This is a genomic window from Streptomyces sp. SID5469 (genome assembly GCF_009862865.1).
In the GTDB taxonomy this organism is placed as follows: domain Bacteria; phylum Actinomycetota; class Actinomycetes; order Streptomycetales; family Streptomycetaceae; genus Streptomyces; species Streptomyces avermitilis.
In genome coordinates this window covers 1787369-1806745 of the sequence record NZ_WWIN01000001.1, presented here as the reverse complement: position 1 = coordinate 1806745, position 19377 = coordinate 1787369, and the positions used below count along the sequence as shown (strand labels likewise).

Here is a 19377-nt window from a genome sequence, read left to right as displayed (position 1 = left end):
CTCCCCCTGGGGCATGTTGAGGCCCTAGTCGTGTACTGCCACGCGCTCCGCCTCCGGCGCCTTCTGGGGTGACTCCGCGACCACGACGGACGCCTGGGTGCGCCGCGTCCGCAGTCCCGTGAGAGTGATCAGCAGGCCCGCGAGGGCGATCCCGGTCACCACGATCAGACCGGGGCGGTAACTGTCCAGCACCGCCTGCGGGGAGGAGCCCTCGGGCGCGTTCGCCGTGACCACGGCCGTCACGACCGCCAGGAAGATCGCGCCGCCCACCTGCACCGAGGTGTTGAGCAGGCCGGAGACCATGCCCTGCTCGTGGTCGTCCACACCGTTGGTGGCCTGGATGTTGAGCGAGGGGAAGACCAGCGCGCAGGCCGCGCCGATCAGTAGCATCGTCGGCAGAATGACCGCCGCGTACGAAGGATCGAGGCTGATGCGCAGGAACAGCGCGTATCCGACGACCATCAGCGCGAAGCCCGCCGCGATGAGGCGCGGGGTGCCGAAGCGGTCGACGACGGCCCCGACCTTCGTGGAGGACAGCGCGACCAGTGCGCCGGCGGGCAGGAAGGCGAGCGCGGTGTGCAGCGCCGACCAGCCGAGCAACGACTGCATGTAGAGCGTCACCAGGAACTGGAAACCGACGTACGAGCCGAAGAACGCCATCGCGCCCAGCTGTGCCCGGATCTGACTGCCGGAGCGCAGCACCCCGAGCCGGATCAGGGGACCCGGTGATCGCCGCTCGACCCGGACGAAGACCGTGAGCAGGGCGGCGACGGCGAGGAAGGAGAGCAGCGTGCGGGCCGACGCCCAGCCGGCCTCGGGGGCCTCCACGACGGTGAAGACGAGCAGCAGCATCGACGCGGTGCCGAGGATGGCGCCGGGGATGTCATAGCCGTTGTGGTCCTTCTCGCGTTCGCTGCGAGGGAGCAGCTTCAGACCCGCGAGCAGCGCGATCACCGCGATGGGCGCGGGCAGCAGCATGGTGAGGCGCCAGCTGGCTTCGGTGAGCAGTCCGGACAGCACGAGACCCATCGAGAAGCCGGTGGCCGCGCAGGTGGTGTAGATGGAGAGCGCGCGATTGCGCAGCGGGCCCTCGGCGAAGGTCGTGGTGATGATCGACAGGCCCGCCGGCGCGGTGAACGCGGCGCTCAGGCCCTTGATGAAGCGGCTGGCGATCAGCAGCGGCCCCGAGTCGACGAGGCCGCCGAGCAGCGAGGCGAGCGCGAAGACGCCCAGGGCCACCAGGAAGACCTGGCGGCGGCCCAGCAGGTCGGCGGTGCGTCCGCCGAGGAGGAGCAGTCCGCCGTATCCCAGGATGTAGCCGCTGACGATCCATTGGAGCGTCGAGGTGGAGAGGTCGAGTTCGGAGCCTATGGACGGCAGGGCGACGCCGACCATCGACACGTCCAGCGCGTCCAGGAACATCGCGGCGCAGAGCACCAGCAGGGTGCCCCACAGCCGAGGGGTCCAGCGTCCCCCGGACACGGAGGTGGTGAGCGGAGAGGTCATAGGGAAGACAGTACATGCGCATGCATTGAATGCAAATGCATTTAATTCCGATGCAACAAACTCGATTTTTTGCTACCGTGCGTCCATGGCGGCGAAGAAGGCCGAGCAAGTGCTCGTGGACCAGTGGCGCGGGATTCTCGCGGTGCATGCGCGTACGTTGTGCGAGCTCGACCGCGAGTTGCACCCGCATGGTCTGGGCGCCAGTGACTTCGAGGTGCTCGACGTGCTGGCCGAGGGTGCCGCGCCGGACGGCGGCAGCGGCTACCGCGTGCAGGAGATCGCCGACCGCGTCCATCTCAGTCAGAGCGCCCTGTCCCGGCTGATCGGCCGCCTGGAGAAGGACGGCCTCGTGACGCGCGGGATGTGCCCGGAGGACCGGCGCGGCGTGCAGGTGTGCCTCACCCCGAAGGGCCGCGCCCTGCGTGACGAGGTGCTGCCGGTGCAGCGCGCGGTGCTGACGCGGATGCTGGCGGGCGACGCGGCCGAGTGCGGCTGACCGTCTGCGGCTGTCCGTCTGTGACGGACTGTATGTGACGGGCCGTCTGCCGCCCTGAGGGGTCGCGGGGAGCGAGGACCGCGAAAGTCTCCTGGCTGCCCGCTGCCCGCTGCCCGCTGCCCGCTGCCCGCTGCCCGCTGCCCGTCGCCCGTCAGTCTGCCGTCGTACGCCGTGTCACGAAGCCGATCGCCGCGGCCACCGCCGCGAGTGCCGCCACGCTCGTGAGTGCCGCCGGCAGGGAGTACCAGTCCGCCATGAAGCCGATCGCGGGCGGCCCGAGGAGCATGCCGCCGTATCCGAGCGTGGAGGCGATCGCGACTCCGCTCGGGCCCGCCAGCGCGCCGGCGCGTTCGACGGCGACCGGGAACAGGTTCGCGAGGCCGAGCCCCGTGACCGCGAAGCCGAGCAGTGCCGCCCACACCGAGGGGGCGAGCGCGCCGAGGAGCATGCCGGCCGCGGCGGTCGTGCCGCCCACGACCACGGTGCGGGTCCGGCCCAGCCGTTCGAGGAGTGCCGTTCCGCTCAGCCGGCCGGCCGTCATGGCGAGGGCGAAGCAGGAGTAGCCGGCGGCCGCGACGCCCGGGTGGGCGTCCAGGTCCTGCTCCAGGTGCAGGGCGCCCCAGTCGGCCATCGCGCCCTCCCCGAACGCCGTGCAGAGCGCGATGAGGCCGAAGACGAGGACCAGTCCGCGCGTACGGCCGTCGAGAGGCCGCCGGGCGTGTTCCTCCTGTCGCGGGCGGTCCGGCGGCACCGGGGGCTCGTGACGGAGCAGGGTGCGCCCCGCGACCGCCGTCACCAGCAGGCCGACCATGGTGAGGGCGAGCAGATGGTGGGTGGGGGACAGATGGGCGGCGACCAGTCCGCCGAGCCCGGCGCCGACCATCCCGCCGAGGCTGAAGGCGGCGTGGAAGCTCGGCATCACAGGCCTGTGCAGCGCGGTCACCAGATCGACGGCCGCGCTGTTGAACGCCACGTTGATCCCGCCGTACGCCGCTCCGAAGACCAGGAGCACCGCGCCCAGGGCCGGTACGGAGTGCGTCAACGGCGGCAGCGCGACGCTCACCGACAGCAGGACGCCGCAGACCACCGTCACCGGGTGGCTGCCGAAGCGGCGGCAGAGGCGTCCGGTGAGCATCATGGTGATCACCGCACCGGCCGAGACTCCGAGCAGCGCGAGTCCGAGTGTGCTCGCCGACGCGCCCGTCTGCTCCTTGATGGCCGGAATCCGGACGACCCAGCCGGCGAAGACGAAGCCGTCCAGGGCGAAGAAGACGGTGAGGGCGACGCGGAGCCGGGTGAGGTCGGTGTTCGGCACGACGCTGGGCGAACAGGTTTTGTTTATTTGCGGCACAAAGTCAGACTAGGTGGAGGCAGGGAGCGGGGACAAGGGAGTGGACGGGCTGCACGAGGGCCGGCACGCCGTGTCACGGATGGTCTCCGGTCGCGGCGGCGGAGACATCCTGGAGTTCGTCGTCCAGTTGCCGCAGCAGGGGATGATCGGCGGGGTGCACGCCCAGATAGATCTCTCGCCCCGTTTCGAGATCCTCGAGCGCCTTCTGCAACTGTCCCCGCTTCTTGTGGATGAGTGCCCTGCGGTAGCAGGCCTCGGCCACGTAGGGATGCCGGGAGCCGTACTTGTCGGTGTAGATCCGGTGCGCGTTCGTCACCTCCGTCATGGCCGCTTCGCTGTTGCCCTGGTCGAGCAGCAGATGCGCGTAGCGGACGAGGGCGCAGGCGCGGTCCGGATGGTCCCCGTTCATATGCGGTGCGGACAGTACGCGGTCGAAGGTCCGCTTCGCCTCGCCCAGCAGACGCGCGGCCTCGAGGTCCCCCGGGGACGAACGCTCCCGGGCACCGGCGCGCTGGTCGCCGCGCCCGCGATACCGCATCGCCCGTTGCCTGAGGGTCTCGCCGAGATGGACGGAGGAGGACAGGACGAGGGGGTGGCCCTCGGCGTACTTCGCGTCCTTGAGGACGGCCAACGCGGTCCTCAGGTGGTGTTCGGCCGCTTCCAGATCACGGGAGTCGAGCAGGGCCAGCCCCAGTGCCTCGTGCACCGACGCGGTGTCGTCACGCCGGGCCCGCTCACCGCCTCCCGGGGTCTGTTCGAGCAACTGGAGCGCCTCTCGGTGGTGGCCGATCGACTCCGGGAGCCGTCCCTGCCGCCAGCGGACGACACCCAGGTCGCGCAGGCTCTCGGCCACCTTCACCGGGTCGGCGTCGCCCCTTCTGCGCAGGCGCCGGATCGTCTGTTCCACGACCGCGGACGCCGCCGCGAAGTCACCCAGTTCGCGCAGCACCTCGCCCAGTTGCAACCGGCTGTCGAGTGTGCGGAGGTCCCCCTCGCCGAGCAGCCGGGTGCGGATGTCGAGGGCGCGCTCGGCGAAGTCCCGCGCCTCCGGCAACTCGGCGCGCAGCACCTTGAGCCGGCTGATGCAGAACAAGGTGTCGGCGACCAGCGGGTGCGAGCGGTCTCTGAGGCGTTCCCGCTGGTGCAGGGCTTCCATCAGGAGCCGCTCCGCCTCGTTGTGGTCGCCCTGCGCCCGGAAGTACTCACCCACGCTCTGCAACAGGGTGGCGGTGTTCTCGTCGACCACCGAGTGGTCCCGGCAGTGGCCCAGCACCACGCGGGCGTGCGGGAGCAGTTCGACGCACTGGGGCCAGGTCCTGACACGGTCCGGATCCTCCGGGAACCACCCGTTGACCAGGCGGGCCGCGTCGGCCGCGTGGACCGAGCGCTCGTGGGCCGTCATCGCCTCGCGGATGACGGCCTGCACCCTGGTGTGCATGACCAGCTGGCCCTCACCCGTCAGCAGGGAGTAGCTCTTCGCGGTACCCGTGATCCGCAGGTAACGCGCCGGCTCCGTCACGCTCTCGCAGAGCGCCGCCGGGAGCAGGTCGGTGCGGTCCGCCGCGTTGTCGAAGAAGTAGCTGGGGATGCCTTGCGGGGCCAGGAACGCGCACAGACGCAGGAGCAGACCGGCGACCTCGTCCTTCGCTTCGACCTGGTTGAAGGAGAGGATCCACGCCTCGGCGCCGCTCGGGCTCACATCGGCACGGGCGGGCGGGGTCAGGCTGGAGGGCAGCTCCAGCGCGCGCAGATAGGAGTCGATGTCGGGCGACTGGCGCAGATAGGCGGCGGCGTGTTCGAGCGGGAGGGGTAACCGCCCCAGACGTTCGACGATGCGCCCCAGGCCGGTCACGTCGTCGACACCGCTCGCGTCCCTCAGGAAGGCCACCGCTTCCTCGGCGGAGAACTCCTCGAGGGCGATGCGATGCGGGGCGATCCGCTGCCAGGCGGGGCTGACCGAGGTGATCAGGACCTGGCCGCCGTTCCTGGCGTCGGGCAGTAACTCGCGGATGGCCGAATCGTCCTCGGCCCCGTCGTAGATCAGCAGTGACTTGGTCCTGGGCAGCTCGTTGAGGAGCAGGCGGCGCAGCGTCTGCTCCGGGTCGCGTTCCTCCTGGGCCGCCACCGCACCCGGCTGCCGCTCCCGCCGTTCCTGGAGCGCGCGGGCCAGGGCGATGAGGCTCGCCCGCGCGGTCGGGGGATGGCTGGCCTCGACCATCCAGATGACGTCGAACAGATCCTCGTACCGGCGGGCGTACTCCAGTGCGAGTCTGGTCTTGCCGATGCCGCTCAGGCCGTGGATCGCGCAGATCCGTCCGTCGCCGGAGACGTTCACCCTGCCCAGGACCTCCCGCAGCAGGGCGAGTTCCGTACGCCGGGCCGTGAAGTGCGAGACGCCGCGCGGCTGGAGATTGGTGACCAGGGCGCCTTCGCCCGGGTAGCGTGGTTCGGCCTCGCCGGCCACGTGGGGGGCGGTGTAGTCGGGCCGGGGGCCCGCACCGGCGTGGTGCAGCCGGGCGTCGACGGTGGCGGCTGCCTCGGCGGCGGTGCGGCCCGCCAGGCTGAGCACCTCGTACCCCGCCCACCTGGTCAGCGCGGGATCGCGGTGGGTGGTCGCCAGGGCCAGGACGGTCCTGCCCCGCGTGCGGGACGGACGGGTCTCCTCCGTGGCGGGACCCGCGTCGTCCAACGCCCGGGAGAGGATGATCAGTTCGTGGTCCGGGGCCACCTCCGGCGGGGGCGGCACGGTACGCTCCGTGGCCGCCCAGGACCGGGTGGAGGTCAGATACCCGATGCGCCGCAGCCGCCACGCCAGCCAGAGTGCCCAGGGTTCGTCGCCGTCCGGGTGACTGATCAGGACATGGGGCGGGGGCCCGCCGGCGCGGGCGCGCAGGGAGTTCGCGGCGTACGCGCCGATGCCGGTCCCGCCGGCCAGCAGACAGATCAGCAGGGCTTGGACGCCGCCGTCGACGAACTTGACCCCTGTTCCCGCCCCCGCGGCGACCGCCGCTCCCGTGAACACCAGTACCTGGTCCAGGCGTCGCCGCACCCGGTTACTACGGCGCATGGGATCCCCCCGTCCAACACCGTCCCCCGATGAGAGCAACAATTATGAGGTGAAGAGCGCCTTTTGGCGCCGTTGCTGCAGAACTCCTCGACTCCGGCGACGACCGGCCTCGGACGATGGCTGAGGCGGCAGTGAGCCGTTATGGTTGCTCCCCATCAAGCGCGTGCCGGGGCTGAATTCCTCCGGGGACCGCCCTTGTTACGTGCGGCGATGCGACGCATGCTCGACAGGCCGAGCCGGCACAGGCGCAGTGGCCACGCAGCGCTTCGGAAAGGTACTTCAGTGATCGACTCCGCCTCCCCCGAGGTCGGCCTCCAGCCGTTTCTGCACACCAGGGTGATCTGCCTGGCCGCCCCGTCGTTCGCGCTGTCGGCCACCGACGGACAGTTGCGGGGCACCGGAGTCGACGGCTTCTACGACCAGGACCGGCGGCTGCTCCACACGCTGAGAGTGCTCGTCAACGGGCAGGAACCGGAGCCGGTCGACCACGGCCAGCAGGGTCCCCGCGAGGCCGTGTTCCGGGCGATGTGCCGACAGCCCGGCGATCCGACGTCGGCCCCCTGGCTGCTGGTCACCCGGGAACGTGCGGTGCGGCGGCCGGGAAGCGGGGAATCGGGCGACGTCATCCGGCTGCACAACGTCAACTCTCAGGAGGCGCGGTTCACCCTCTCCGTGGTGGCCGCGACCGATCTCGCCGACGTCGCCACGGTCAAGGCGGGAGCCCCGGTCGACGACGTCGGCTGCGAGCAGGTGGAGGGCGTCGCCCGAGGCGTGCGCTGGCTGTGCCCGCGGGACAAGAGCCGGGTCCTGCTCCGCGCCGAGGCCCTCACCACGTCGGCGGACGGCCGGACGGCACCGGCGGGCGGCCTGCCCAAGCCGGAGCTCCTGCTCGACCGGGAGCACCCCGGCCGTGCGGAGTTCCGCTGGCAGCTGTGCCTTCAGCCGGACGAGGAGTGGTCCGTACGCCTGTTGCTCCAGGGCAAGACCACCACCGTGGCGGGCCATCCCGTACCACCTCGGCTCGGCGTGCCCTGGCAGACCCCGGAGGTGACCGGGCACGAGCGCATGGCGGCGTTGCTGAAGAGGGGACTGGCCGATCTGGAGGCGTTGCGCCTCGCCGAGCGGAGCAGCGCCGCCGGGGAGCGTGAGGATCAGTTCGTGGCTGCCGGATGTCCCTGGTTCCTGGGTCTGTTCGGCCGCGACAGCATCTGGGCGGCCCGGATGATGCTTCCGCTCGGCACGGATCTCGCCCGCGGCACGCTGTGGACCCTGGCCCGTCGCCAGGGGGAGCGGCACGACTCGTTCACCGAGGAGGCCCCCGGACGCATCCTGCACGAACTGCGTCCGGCCGAGACACGGCACGGGGACGGCATGGTCCTGCCGGCCCGCTACTACGGCTCCGTGGACGCGACACCGCTCTTCGTCGTGCTGCTGCACGAAGCCTGGAAATGGGGTCTTCCCGAGAAAGAACTGAAGCTGCTGCTGCCCCACGCCCGGGCCGCCATGAAATGGGTGGAGGGCGCCATGGGCGGCGACCACCTGATCCGCTACGGCAAGGGCAGGGCCAACGGCCTGCTCCACCAGGGCTGGAAGGACTCTCCCGACGCGGTCCGCGACGCCGAGGGACGGCACATCGAGCCGCCCATCGCCCTGTGCGAGGTGCAGGGCTACGCTTACCAGGCGGCGATGGCGTACAGCGACATCCTCACCGCCCTCGGGGACGGGGGCGGTGAGGCCGAGCGGTGGCAGGAGCGCGCCTGCCGACTGCGCGCCGCCTTCCACCGGTCCTTCTGGATCACCGAGCCCAAGGGCCGGCGCTATCCGGCCATCGCCGTCGACGCCGAAGGGCACCCCGTCAGCGGACTGACCTCCAACATGGGGCATCTGCTGAACTCCGGGATCCTCCTCGACGACGAGGAACGCCGGCAGGTGGCCGAGGCCCTCGTCTCGGAGGAACTGCGGACGCCCTGGGGAATCCGCACCCGTTCCGCTCGGCTGCCGGGGTTCAATCCCTTCAGCTATCACGGGGGTTCGGTCTGGGCGCACGACTCGGCCATCGCGGTCCACGGGCTCGCCACCGCGGGGTTCGCCGCCGAGGCCGCGGCGCTGATCGACGGCATGCTCGACGCGGCCGCGCACTTCGACCACCAACTGCCCGAGCTCTACGCCGCCTACCCCTCACCCCGCTTCGGCCGGCCGGCCCCGTTCCCGCCGTCCTGCCGCCCCCAGGCGTGGGCAGCGGCCTCGGCCACGCTCCTCTGCTCCGCGATGCTCGGTCTCGAAGCCGACGTTCCGCGCCGCCGGCTGACGGTACGGCCGATCGCGCCCTCGCTCATGGGCCTGAATTCCCCCTACTCTGTTCGGGGGTTGAGGCTCGGTGCGGACACGGTGGACGTCCGCGTCGACACCCACGGCGGCACCGAGGTGCTCGGCATCGACGGCAAGCACTGGCACATCGCCGCCCCCGCCCCCTGCACGACCTAACGCACAGCGGTCCCCGACGAGAGGGAGACACGTGGTACGCGGCAGGCCATCGGAATCGCGGCGTTCCATCGCCCTCGTGCACTGGGCCTTTCCCCCTACGGTCGGGGGTGTCGAGTCACATCTCGCCGACTACGCCGGCCGGCTGACCCGCCGGGGATACCAGGTGACCCTGCTGACCGGTGAGGCCCGGCCGCAGCCCGTCGACCGGGTCGAGATCCTCACACATCCGCTGCTGCGGCTCGCGGAGTACCACCATGCCGCCCTGGGTGAGAACAGCCGCACGGGAAGGTGGCTGACGCCGGTCGAACAGCGTCGGGCGGCCGAACTCCACGAGTGGCTCGCCCGGGTCGTGGACGCGCGCGACATCCGAATCGTGCACGGGCACAACCTGCATCACTTCTCGCCGGTCCCCGCCCTCGCCCTCAACCGGCTTCGGGAACAGAGCGGTACGACCTTGTTGCACACGTACCACAGCGTCTGGCCCGAGGATCCGTGGACAGCGCAGTTCTGCCGTTCCTGGGACGGCCACTACGTGGTGTCCGACTACCTCGCGTTCGCCTGCCGCACTCATCTCGGCATCCGGGCCCGGCGCACCTATCTGGGGATCGCCACCGACAGGTTCCGGAGTCTGCCGCCCCCGCGGAGCGACGGCCCCCACACCGTGCTCCTGCCCGCTCGTCTCATCCCCAACAAAGGCGCCGAGCTGGCTGTCCGCATGCTCGACACACTCAGGCGGACCGGCCTGAGCGTACGGCTTGTGCTGACAAGTCCTCAGGAGGTCGTCGACTGGCACGAGGAGCAGCAGGGGTTCCTCGACCGTCTCAACCGGTTGATCGACGGCCTGGGACTGCGCCCCCACGTGGACCTGGTCCCGACCCCCAAGGAACTGATGCCACGGCTCTACGCGCGTGCCCACGTCGTCGTCTACCCCTCGGACTATCCCGAGCCCCTGGGGCTGGCGCCGCTGGAGGCGATGTCCGCCGGGCGTCCCGTCGTGGTCACCGCGACCGGCGGTCTGCCGGAGGCCGTCCTGCACGACCGGACCGGGTACGTGGTGACCCCGGGCGACCTGGAACAGCTCAGTGACCGGGTACGCCGACTGCTCCTCGACCCGGCCTTGTCGAAGCGGCTGGGGCGAGAGGGGCGCAGACACGTGGAGCGCCAGTTCAACCTCGACACGTACGTCGACAAGATGTGCGCCAACTACTCCGCCCTCCTGGACGAACGCGTCGAGGGCCTGCCGCGGATCGGGTGACCGCGGCGCGGCGGCGGGTGCCGCGCACAGTCGGCCGCCCCTCGTCAGCCGCCCAGGATGCCGTCGAGCCAAGTGAGTTGGCGGCGCACATGGACGGCGTCGCCGCCTTCGTGCTGGTTGAACGGGTAGGGGTGGATCTCCTTCAAGGGGTCGTGGCCGGTGAGTTCGGCGTAGCGGTTGTACGCGGCGTAGGCGCCGCTCGGCGGGCAGACCGTGTCGCGCAGACCGATCCCGAAGTGCGCGGGGGCGGTCGCGCGCCGGGCGAAGGAGACGCCCTCGACGTAGGAGAGGGTGCGATACGCAGCCGCCTCGGCGCCGCGGTGCACGGCGAGATAGGCGGTGATCTCACCGTACGGGGCGGCGTCGGTGAGTTCGAGGGCGCGCCGGATGCCGCACAGGAAGGGCGCGCTGACCAGTACGGCCGCGAGGTCGGGGACGAGCCCGGCGACGGCGAGAGCGAGTCCCCCGCCCTGGCTGTTGCCGACCGCCGCCACCCGTGAGCCGTCCACCCCCGGCAGCGCGCGCAGGGCGGCGACGGCGCGCACCGCGTCGGTGATCAGGCGCCGGTAGTGGTAGTCGCGCGGGTCCAGCAGTCCGCGTACGGCCGGACCCGGGCCGCTCGGTGCCGTGGCGTGCGGGTCGGGGGTGTCGCCGCCGCACCCGTACTGGTCGCCCTGGCCCCGGTTGTCCATGAGGAGATGGGCGTACCCGGCGGCCGCCCAGGTGAGCCGCTCGTGCGGGAGTCCGCGCCCGCGTCCGTACCCCGCGTACTCGACGACGGCCGGCAGCGGTCGCGGGGCTTCGGCGGGCCGGGTGTACCAGGCGCGCACCGGGTCGCCGGCGAAGCCGCGGAAGGTCACGTCCCAGGTCTCGACCAGCCGCAGGCCGCTGTCGAACGGCCGCACGGACAGGACCGGCTCGGCCTGCCCGGACTCCTTCAGGGTGGCCTGCCAGAAGGCGTCGAAATCGGCGGGCTCGTGGGGGGCGGGGCGGTGGTTCTCCAGTTCGGCCGGTGGTAGATCGAATGCGGGCACGGCACCTCGCAAGCGGTCGGGGACGGCCCGGGCCGTCCGATAGTTACGGTGGAAGGCCGGAAATTATCGGTAGACGCTGACAGGTGAACTCAGGTGTCGTACCTAGGTGTTGGAGCGTTCAAACGCCCATGCTGCCCCAATTCCACATCGTGCGGCATCCATTGACAGCGACATCAGGCGCCCCTAGGTTGCCGCTGCGTTACCGGAATTTTTATGGAACTTATCGGCCGCGTTCATACGGACGGGCCTCGTCGGACGTGCACTGCCTTTCCCTGCTCTCGCCACGGGAGGCCCGAGCATGACCAGCCCCACCGCTGTGGACCCCACGCCCGGCGCGCGGAATCCATCGCCGTCCGAGCACACTGCACCCCGGCCGCGCCGGCGGCCCGCACCCCGCCGCACCTGGCGGCAGGCGCTGCGCCGTGACTGGCAGCTGTATTCGCTGGTCGTGCTGCCGCTGCTGTTCCTGCTGGTGTTCCGCTATCTGCCGATGATCGGCAACGCCATCGCCTTCCGTCGCTTCGAACCGGGCGGCTCCATGCTGGGCGAGCGGTGGGTCGGCCTGCGCTATGTGCGCATGTTCCTGACCGATCCGACGTTCTGGCAGGTGTTCACCAACACGATGTGGCTGGGCGCGCTGACCCTGGTGTTCTGCTTCCCGGTGCCGATCGTGCTGGCGCTGTTGCTCAACGAGGTCCGCACCCGTGCGCTGAAACGTTTCGTGCAGTCGGTGTCGTACCTTCCGCACTTCCTGTCCATCGTGATCGTCGCGGGCGTCACCATGCAGATGCTCGCCACCGACGGCCCGGTCAACCATGCCCTGAAGGCGTTCGGCCAGGCGCCCGTCAGGTTCCTTCAGGAGCCCGACTGGTTCCGCGCGGTCTACGTCGGCTCGGAGATCTGGCAGACCGCGGGCTGGGGCACCATCCTCTACCTCGCCGCCCTCACCACCATCGACGAGGACCTGTACGAGGCCGCGCGCATCGACGGAGCGGGCCGCTGGAAGCAGATCTGGCACGTCGCCCTGCCCGGCATCCGCCCCACCATGATCACGCTGCTGATCCTCAACATCGGCACGTTCATGGCCGTCGGCTTCGAGAAGGTCCTGCTCCTCTACAACCCGCTGACGTATCCCACCGCCGACGTGATCTCCACGTACCTCTACCGCACCGGCGTCGAGTCCAACAGCTTCAGCTACGCCGCGGCCATCGGCCTGTTCGAAGCGGTCATCGGCCTGGTCCTGATCTTCTCCGCCAACCAGCTCTCGCGCCGCACAGTGGGGACCAGCCTGTGGTGACCCTCTCCGACGGGCGCCCGCGCCGCCCTGCCCGCCCGCGTCTCTCGGCCGGCCGGCCGTCCCGCGGCCACCGCGTCTTCCAGGCGGTCAACGGGCTGATCCTGACCGGCGTCGTGGCCGTCACGCTCTACCCGTTCGTCAACATCGTCGCCCGCTCGTTCAGCGCCGAGGACCGCATCCGGGCCGGCCAGGTGAACCTGCTCCCCGAGGGCTTCAACCTCACCACCTACAAGATCGTCCTCAAGGACGGGATGTTCTGGCGGAACTACGGCAACACGGTCCTGTACACCGTGGTCGCCACCGCCATCGCCATGGTGCTCACCACCTGCTACGCCTACGTGCTGGCCAAACCGCACCTCAAGGGCCGCGGCGCGCTCGTCGGCGTCGCCGTGTTCACCATGTTCTTCTCCGGCGGCCTGATCCCGAACTACGTACTGATCACCGGCCTCGGCATGAAGAACACGCTGTGGGCGATGGTGATCCCGAACGCGATCAGCGTCTTCAACCTCCTGGTGATGAAGGCGTTCTTCGAGAGCCTGCCGACCGAGCTGGAGGAGGCCGCGCAGATCGACGGCCTCAGCACCTACGGCATCCTGCTGCGGATCGTGCTGCCGCTGTCCAAGGCGGTCATCGCAACGATGGTGCTCTTCTACTCGGTGTCGTTCTGGAACTCCTGGTTCGGGGCCTTCCTGTACCTGGACAGGGCCGAGGAGATGCCGGTCACGGTCTATCTGCGCAACCTCATCGCGGGCGCGACCGGCGGCGAGAACGCCGGGGCGGACCTGGAACAGCTCACCCAGGTCGCGGCGAACATCCAGTCGGTGACGATCGTGCTCACCGCGCTGCCGATCCTCCTCGTGTACCCGTTCGTCCAGCGCTACTTCGTCTCCGGCGTGACGCTCGGCGCCGTCAAGGGCTGACCGCGCTCCGAACTACGGAAACAAGGGAGTCATCCGTGAAGAACACCGGACAGCTGTCCCGCAGAGGCCTGCTCGCCGTGGCCGGGTTCGCGGGCCTCGCCGCCCTGACGGGCTGCGGCAGCGGCGACGGGGAGGCGGACACGAAGGACCTCTCCAAGAAGCGGGCCGGCGCGATGAAGAACTACGGGGCGGGGGACCAGTTCAAGGCCACCAAGGCGCTCACCTTCACGATCCTGCACAACGACATGCCGACCTACCCGATGAAGCGCGACTGGCTGTTCTGGAAGGAGGTCACCGAGCGAACCGGCGTCACCCTCAAGCCGACCTCGGTCCCCGCCAGCGACTACGACAAGAAGCGAAGCCTGCTCATCGGCGCGGGCGACGCGCCGTTACTGATCCCCAAGACGTACCCGGGCCAGGAGACCGCGTTCGTGTCCTCCGGGGCCATCCTGCCGGTCAGCGAGTACGTCAGGCTCATGCCGAACTTCCGGGCGAAGGTCGAGAAGTGGGGACTCGAGGGCGACCTGGACAGCATCCGGCAGGCCGACGGCAACTACTACGTCCTGCCCGGCCTGCACGAGAAGGTCAAGTCCGGCTACTCGCTCTCCTTCCGTACGGACGTCCTGAAGAAGCACGGCCTCGACCTGCCGACCACCTGGGATCAGGTCTACGACGTGCTGAAGGCGCTCAAGGCCGCGTACCCGGACGTCTATCCGTTCTCCGACCGCTGGGGCCAGCCCACACCGGGCGGCGCGCTCCTCAACTACCTGGGACCGGCGTTCGGCACGAAGGCCGGCTGGAGCTACGCCAACACCGCCTGGGACACCAAGGCACGGAAGTACGTCTTCACCGGGGCGACGGACGAGTACCGGCAGATGCTCGAGTACCTGCGCAAGCTCGTCGCCGAGAAGCTGATGGACCCCGAGAGCTTCACCCAGTCCGACGACGACGCGGTGCGGAAGCTGCTGTCCGGGAAGTCCTTCGTCATCAGCGCCAACCCGCAGGAACTGGTGCAGAACTACCGCTACAACCTGGGTAAACAGGTCAAGGGCGCGACCATCGAGATGATCCCGGTGCCGATCGGCCCGACCGGCGAGGTGATCGTGGGCAGCCGCCTGGAGAACGGCCTGATGGTCGCCGGCAGGGCCGCCGAGGGCGACAGCTTCGTCGCCATGATGCAGTTCGTGGACTGGCTGTGGTACTCGGACGGCGGACAGGAGTTCGCCAAGTACGGCGTCGAGGGCGTCACCTACACCAGCTCGGGAGCGGGCCGCTACAAGGTCGCGGACGGCATCAGCTACATGGGCTCCGACCCCTCCGCGCCGAAGGACCTGCAGAAGGACTACGGGTTCACCAACGGCGAGTTCGCCTACGGCGGCTCCTGGGCCCTGGTGTCCTCCTCGTTCTCCCCGGACGAGAAGGCGTTCCAGGACGCCATGGCGGGACGCAAGCTCCTCCCGGTCGACCCGGCCCACCCGCTGAAGGCCGACGAGCAGGAGCAGGCGACGCTTTGGGACACGCCGCTCAAGGACCACGTCACGCAGAACACACTGAAGTTCGCCCTCGGCAAGCGCCCGATGAGCGAATGGGACGCCTACCTCGCCGAACTCAAGGCCAAGAACATGCAGCGGTACATCGACCTGCACAACACGGCGTACGAGCGCTTCAAGAAGGAGCACGGGTGATCAGCGTCCCCGCCGAGGCGACCGGACGGCTCTCCGACGCCTGGCGCGCCTGCGTCGGCACGGGCCGCATCGAACTGGCCCTGCGCCGCGACTACCAGGACTCCCTCGCGCTGCTCCAGCGCGAGATCGGCTTCCGGTACATCCGGGGGCACGGGCTGCTGTCCGACGGCATGGGCGTGTACCGGCCGTACGCGTACGAGGGGGCGCGGCGTGTGCACCACTCGTTCACCTACGTCGATCAGGTCGTCGACGCCTACCTGGGTCTGCATGTCCGCCCCTTCCTCGAACTCGGCTTCATGCCCACGGAGTTGGCGAGCGGCGACCAGACGGTCTTCTGGTGGCGCGGCAATGTCACCCCGCCCCGCTCGTACGACGAGTGGGCGCGGCTCGTGCGGGCGACGCTCACGCACCTCGTCGACCGCTACGGCATCGAGGAGGTGCGCACCTGGCCGATCGAGGTGTGGAACGAGCCGAACCTCACCGACTTCTGGCAAGGGGCCGACGAGGCCGAGTACCACCGCCTGTACGAGGTGACCGCGCGCACGGTGAAGGACGTGGACGCCTCCCTCCAGGTGGGCGGCCCGGCGATCTCGCCCGGCGCCGACGAGTGGCTGCTCCGGTTTGCCGAGTTCGCGGAGCGCCGCGAGGTCCCGGTCGACTTCGTGTCGCGGCACGCGTACACCTCGGGACCGGCCCGGCCGGTGCCCTTCGGCGCGTACCAGACCCTCGCCCCGGCGCGGCGGCTGCTCGACCAGTTCGCCCGGCCGCGCGAGCAGCTCAAGGGCACGAGATACACCGAACTCCCGGTCCACATCACCGAGTTCAACTCCTCCTACCGTCCGGACAATCCGATCCACGACACCGCGTTCCACGCCGCCTACCTGGCGCCCGTACTCGCGGCGGGCGGCGACCACGCGGACTCGTTCTCGTACTGGACGTTCAGTGACATGTTCGAGGAGTCCGGTGTGCCCACCGCGCTGTTCCACGGCGGTTTCGGGCTGCTCACCCACCGCCAGGTCAAGAAGCCCACGTACCACCTGTACGCGTTCATGGCCCGGATGGGGGAGGAACTGCTGGAGCGCGGCGACGACCATCTCGTCACCCGCCACCCCGACGGTCGGGTCACCGTACTGGCCTGGGCGCCCGTCGACGAGACCGGCCGCACACCGGGCCCGGACCGGCACACCCTGCGGCTGTCCGTGCCCGTGGGCAGGAGGCCGCGCGGCGCCGCCTTCGTCCGGCGCTCCACCGTGGACGAGGAGCACGGCAACGCGTGGACCGCGTGGCGGCACATGGGCGGCCCGCGCTCGCCCCGGCCCCACCAGATCGATCTGCTGCACGAGGCCGCCGAACCCGCCCGCAGCCATCTGCGCCTCCCCGTCGAGGACTTCCGCGCCGACCTCGGCCTCACCCTCGCCCGCCACGAGGTCACCCTGGTGGAGCTGAGCCCCGTCGAGGACGAGACACCGCCGTGGTGGGACGAGCGGCGCCTGCTGGGCTCCCCGGTGGAGCCGCGATGAGCGTCGTGGACGAAGGCCGGGCCGGCGAAACCCGAAGCCCCCGCACCCGGTCCTTCGGCGACGGCCCGCTCTCCCGTGCCGCCGCCCTGGTCCACACCCTGCTCACCGTGGAGGTGATGCTGCTCACCGCCGCGTCGCCGGGCCTCGGCGCCCTGCTCGTCCTCGGGCCCGACCCGTCCGGTCTGCCGCTCGCCGCGGCCTGTCTGCTGCCGCTGGGCCCCGCCCTCGCGGCCGCCGTGTACGCGCTGCACCACCGCGGCCGCGACCTCACCGACCTGCACCCGGCCCGCGACTACTGGCGCGGCTGGCGCCTGAACGCCCGGCCCGCCCTGAAGATCTGGACCCCGCTGCTCGCCTGGCTCACCGTCATCGCCTTCTGCCTGACCCATTTCGCCGTCGGCGGGCTGCCCGGCTGGTGGGCCGCCCTGCTGGCCGTCATCGGCCTCGGCTGCTTGCTCTGGGGCGCCCACGCCCTCGTCCTCACCTCCCTGTTCACCTTCCGCACCGCGGACACCTGTCGCCTCGCCGCGTACTTCCTGCTCCGGCACGTCAGGGCCACCCTCGGCGCCGCCTCCCTGATCGTCCTCACCACCGGCCTCACCCTGCTCGCCACCGAGGCCCTGCCCGCTCTGCTCGCCCCCCTCCTGCTGCTGTCCCTGTTGCACGCCTGCCGTCCGGTGATCACCGAAACCGAGGAGGACTTCACCGCATGACCGCGCCCGGCATCGGCAAGATCCCCTACGGCGGCGACTACAACCCGGAGCAGTGGCCCGAGGCCGTCCGGGACGACGACCACCGCCTGTTCACCCAGGCCCGGATCGACACCCTCACCGTCGGGGTGTTCGCCTGGTCCCTCACTCAACCCGCCGAGGACGCCTACGACTTCGGCGTCCTCGACGGCATCCTGGAGCGCGCCGCCGCCGAGGGCCGCCGCGTCTGCCTGGCCACCGGCACCGCCGCCCTTCCGCCGTGGCTGGCCCGCGCCCACCCCGACGTCAACCGCACCGACTTCGAGGGCCGCCGCCACCGCTACGGCCAGCGCCACAACTTCTGCCCCAGCTCACCCGCCTACAAGAGCGCGGCCACCGCCCTGGCCGGCCGGGTCGCCGAGCGCTACGCGGGCCATCCGGCGCTGCTCGCCTGGCACATCGGCAACGAGTACGGCGGCGCCTGCTACTGCGACCTGTGCGCCGAGGCCTTCCGCCGCTGGCTGCGCGAACACCACGGCGGCCTCGACGCCCTCAACGACGCCTGGTACACGGCCTACTGGTCGCACCGCTACACCGACTGGGACCAGATCGAGCCGCCCAGCGCGCTCACCGAGCACTGGCGCGGCCCCGACCACACCGCCTTCCAGGGCATCACCCTGGACTACCTGCGCTTCACCACGGACGCGCTGCTCGGCTGCTTCCTCGCCGAGAAGGAGGCGATCCGCGAGCACAGTCCCGAGACGCCCGTCACCACCAACTTCATGGGCATGTACCGCCCGCTCGACTACCACCGCTGGGCGCCCCACCTGGACTTCGCCTCCTGGGACAACTACCCGCCCCTGGACGCCCCGCCGACCTGGCCGGCGCTCGCCCACGACCTGATGCGCGGCCTCAAGGACGGCGCCCCCTTCTGGCTGATGGAGCAGGCCCCGTCCACCACGGCCTGCCGCGACGTCAACCCGCTGCGGCGCCCCGGCGAACTGCGCCTCGCGAGCTGGCAGGCCGTCGCCCACGGCGCCGACGCCGTCCTCTACTTCCAGCTGCGCGCCTCGCGTGGCGCCTGCGAGAAGTACTTCGGCGCGGTCATCGGGCACGCGGGCCGCGACGACACCCGGGTGTTCCGTGAAGTGAGCCACCTGGGAAGGGAGTTTGAGCTCCTCGGCGACACCCCGCTCGGCGCCCGCACCCCCGCCCGTACCGCCCTCCTCTTCGACTGGGACAGCTGGTGGGCCCTGGAGATCTCCGACGGCCCCTCCCGGCTTGTCCGGTACCAGGATCAGGTGCACGCCTACTACCGGGCCGCCCGCGAGGCCGGCGCCGACATCGACGTCGTACCGGTGACCGCCGGCCTCCGCGCGTACGACGTGGTGCTCGCGCCCGCCCTGCACATGGTCAAGGGTGATCTCGCCGGCCGCCTCGAAGCCGTGGCCGCACGCGGCGGCACGGTGCTCACCACCTTCCTCTCGGGCCGCGTCGACACCCACGACCGGGCCTTCCTGGCCGACGTCCCCGGCCCGCTGGCGCCGCTCATGGGCATCCGCGTCGACGAGTGGGACGCCCGCCCGGCGGACACCGCCCACCCGGTGACCCTGGGGGACGACAAAGACGTCGTGCACACGGACGCACGGCTGGTCTTCGAGATCGTCCTCCCGCGAGGCGCCGAGCCGGTTGGCACGTATCAGGCCGACTTCTACGCGGGCACCCCGGCCGTCACCCGTCACCGCTTCGGCGAACGCGGGGGCGAGGGCTGGTACGTCGCCACGGCCCTGGCACAGCCCGGCGTCGACTGGGTGGTACGCCGCGTCCTCGCCCGCCACGACCTGATCGGCCCGTACGCCGACCACCCGGCCGTGGAGACCGCCACGCGTGTCGCCCCCGACGGAACCCGCCTGCTGTTCCTCCTCAACCACGCGCCCGAACCGGCCCGCCTGACCGCCCACGCCACCGCCACCGACCTGCTGACCGGCAAGCGGTCCGAGCGGTCCGAGCCGCTCACCCTCGACCCGCTCGGCGTGGCGGTACTACGGCTTCGGTAGGGCCTCAACGGGGCCT

Annotated in this window: 13 protein-coding genes; 9 read left to right on the top strand and 4 right to left on the bottom strand. The window is 70.7% G+C overall.

Annotation, left to right across the window (positions count from 1 at the left end; translation table 11 throughout):
• Positions 1 to 24: 24 nt before the first annotated feature.
• Positions 25 to 1506, bottom strand: a complete 1482-nt coding sequence (locus tag GTY58_RS07765; RefSeq protein WP_010982901.1) for an MFS transporter — start codon at positions 1504 to 1506, stop codon at positions 25 to 27.
• Between the two features lie 85 nt (positions 1507 to 1591).
• Between GTY58_RS07765 and GTY58_RS07760 the strand changes: the two genes are divergently transcribed.
• Positions 1592 to 2002: a MarR family transcriptional regulator gene (locus tag GTY58_RS07760; protein ID WP_037645977.1), complete on the top strand. Its 411-nt coding sequence runs from the start codon at positions 1592 to 1594 to the stop codon at positions 2000 to 2002.
• 151 nt (positions 2003 to 2153) lie between these two features.
• On the opposite strand, the gene GTY58_RS07755 is transcribed toward GTY58_RS07760, so the two are convergent.
• Positions 2154 to 3317 carry an MFS transporter gene (locus tag GTY58_RS07755; protein ID WP_037645980.1) on the bottom strand — a complete coding sequence of 388 codons (1164 nt, stop codon included), beginning with the start codon at positions 3315 to 3317 and terminating at the stop codon, positions 2154 to 2156.
• Positions 3318 to 3426: 109 nt separating this feature from the next.
• Complete coding sequence (locus tag GTY58_RS07750) at positions 3427 to 6420, bottom strand: tetratricopeptide repeat protein (RefSeq protein WP_078234587.1); 2994 nt, start codon at positions 6418 to 6420, stop codon at positions 3427 to 3429.
• A 282-nt stretch (positions 6421 to 6702) separates the two neighbouring features.
• On the opposite strand from GTY58_RS07750, the gene GTY58_RS07745 reads away from it, so the two are divergent.
• Together GTY58_RS07745 and GTY58_RS41565 are read left to right on the top strand one after the other, a co-directional pair.
• Positions 6703 to 8904, top strand: coding sequence for a glycogen debranching N-terminal domain-containing protein (locus tag GTY58_RS07745; protein WP_010982897.1), 2202 nt, complete (start codon positions 6703 to 6705; stop codon positions 8902 to 8904).
• A gap of 76 nt (positions 8905 to 8980) precedes the next feature.
• Positions 8981 to 10159 carry a glycosyltransferase family 4 protein gene (locus GTY58_RS41565; RefSeq protein ID WP_107083178.1) on the top strand — a complete coding sequence of 393 codons (1179 nt, stop codon included), beginning with the start codon at positions 8981 to 8983 and terminating at the stop codon, positions 10157 to 10159.
• 44 nt (positions 10160 to 10203) lie between these two features.
• Here GTY58_RS41565 and GTY58_RS07735 read toward each other — a convergent pair whose 3' ends face one another.
• Positions 10204 to 11193, bottom strand: a complete 990-nt coding sequence (locus GTY58_RS07735) for an acetylxylan esterase (protein ID WP_037645981.1) — start codon at positions 11191 to 11193, stop codon at positions 10204 to 10206.
• Between the two features lie 298 nt (positions 11194 to 11491).
• Here GTY58_RS07735 and GTY58_RS07730 point away from each other — a divergent pair, with 298 nt between their 5' ends.
• Genes GTY58_RS07730 through GTY58_RS07705 form a run of 6 tightly spaced genes read left to right on the top strand, consistent with a single transcriptional unit; the run spans position 11492 to position 19361 of the window.
• A complete protein-coding gene (locus GTY58_RS07730) occupies positions 11492 to 12490 on the top strand; it encodes an ABC transporter permease subunit (RefSeq protein WP_010982894.1) in 999 nt (332 codons plus the stop codon).
• Positions 12487 to 13410, top strand: coding sequence for a carbohydrate ABC transporter permease (locus GTY58_RS07725; protein ID WP_042494282.1), 924 nt, complete (start codon positions 12487 to 12489; stop codon positions 13408 to 13410). The genes GTY58_RS07730 and GTY58_RS07725 overlap by 4 nt, the downstream gene beginning before the upstream one ends.
• Positions 13411 to 13445: 35 nt before the next feature.
• A complete protein-coding gene (locus tag GTY58_RS07720) occupies positions 13446 to 15095 on the top strand; it encodes an extracellular solute-binding protein (protein WP_010982892.1) in 1650 nt (549 codons plus the stop codon).
• The gene (locus GTY58_RS07715) at positions 15092 to 16615 is read left to right on the top strand and encodes a xylan 1,4-beta-xylosidase (protein ID WP_010982891.1); all 1524 of its coding nucleotides are present in this window, start codon (positions 15092 to 15094) and stop codon (positions 16613 to 16615) included. The genes GTY58_RS07720 and GTY58_RS07715 overlap by 4 nt, the downstream gene beginning before the upstream one ends.
• Entirely contained in the window at positions 16612 to 17328 is a 717-nt protein-coding gene (locus GTY58_RS07710; RefSeq protein WP_042492836.1) for a DUF624 domain-containing protein, read from the top strand. Before GTY58_RS07715 ends, GTY58_RS07710 begins: the two co-directional genes overlap by 4 nt.
• Positions 17325 to 19361, top strand: coding sequence for a beta-galactosidase (locus GTY58_RS07705; RefSeq protein ID WP_010982889.1), 2037 nt, complete (start codon positions 17325 to 17327; stop codon positions 19359 to 19361). The genes GTY58_RS07710 and GTY58_RS07705 overlap by 4 nt, the downstream gene beginning before the upstream one ends.
• Positions 19362 to 19377: the final 16 nt, after the last annotated feature.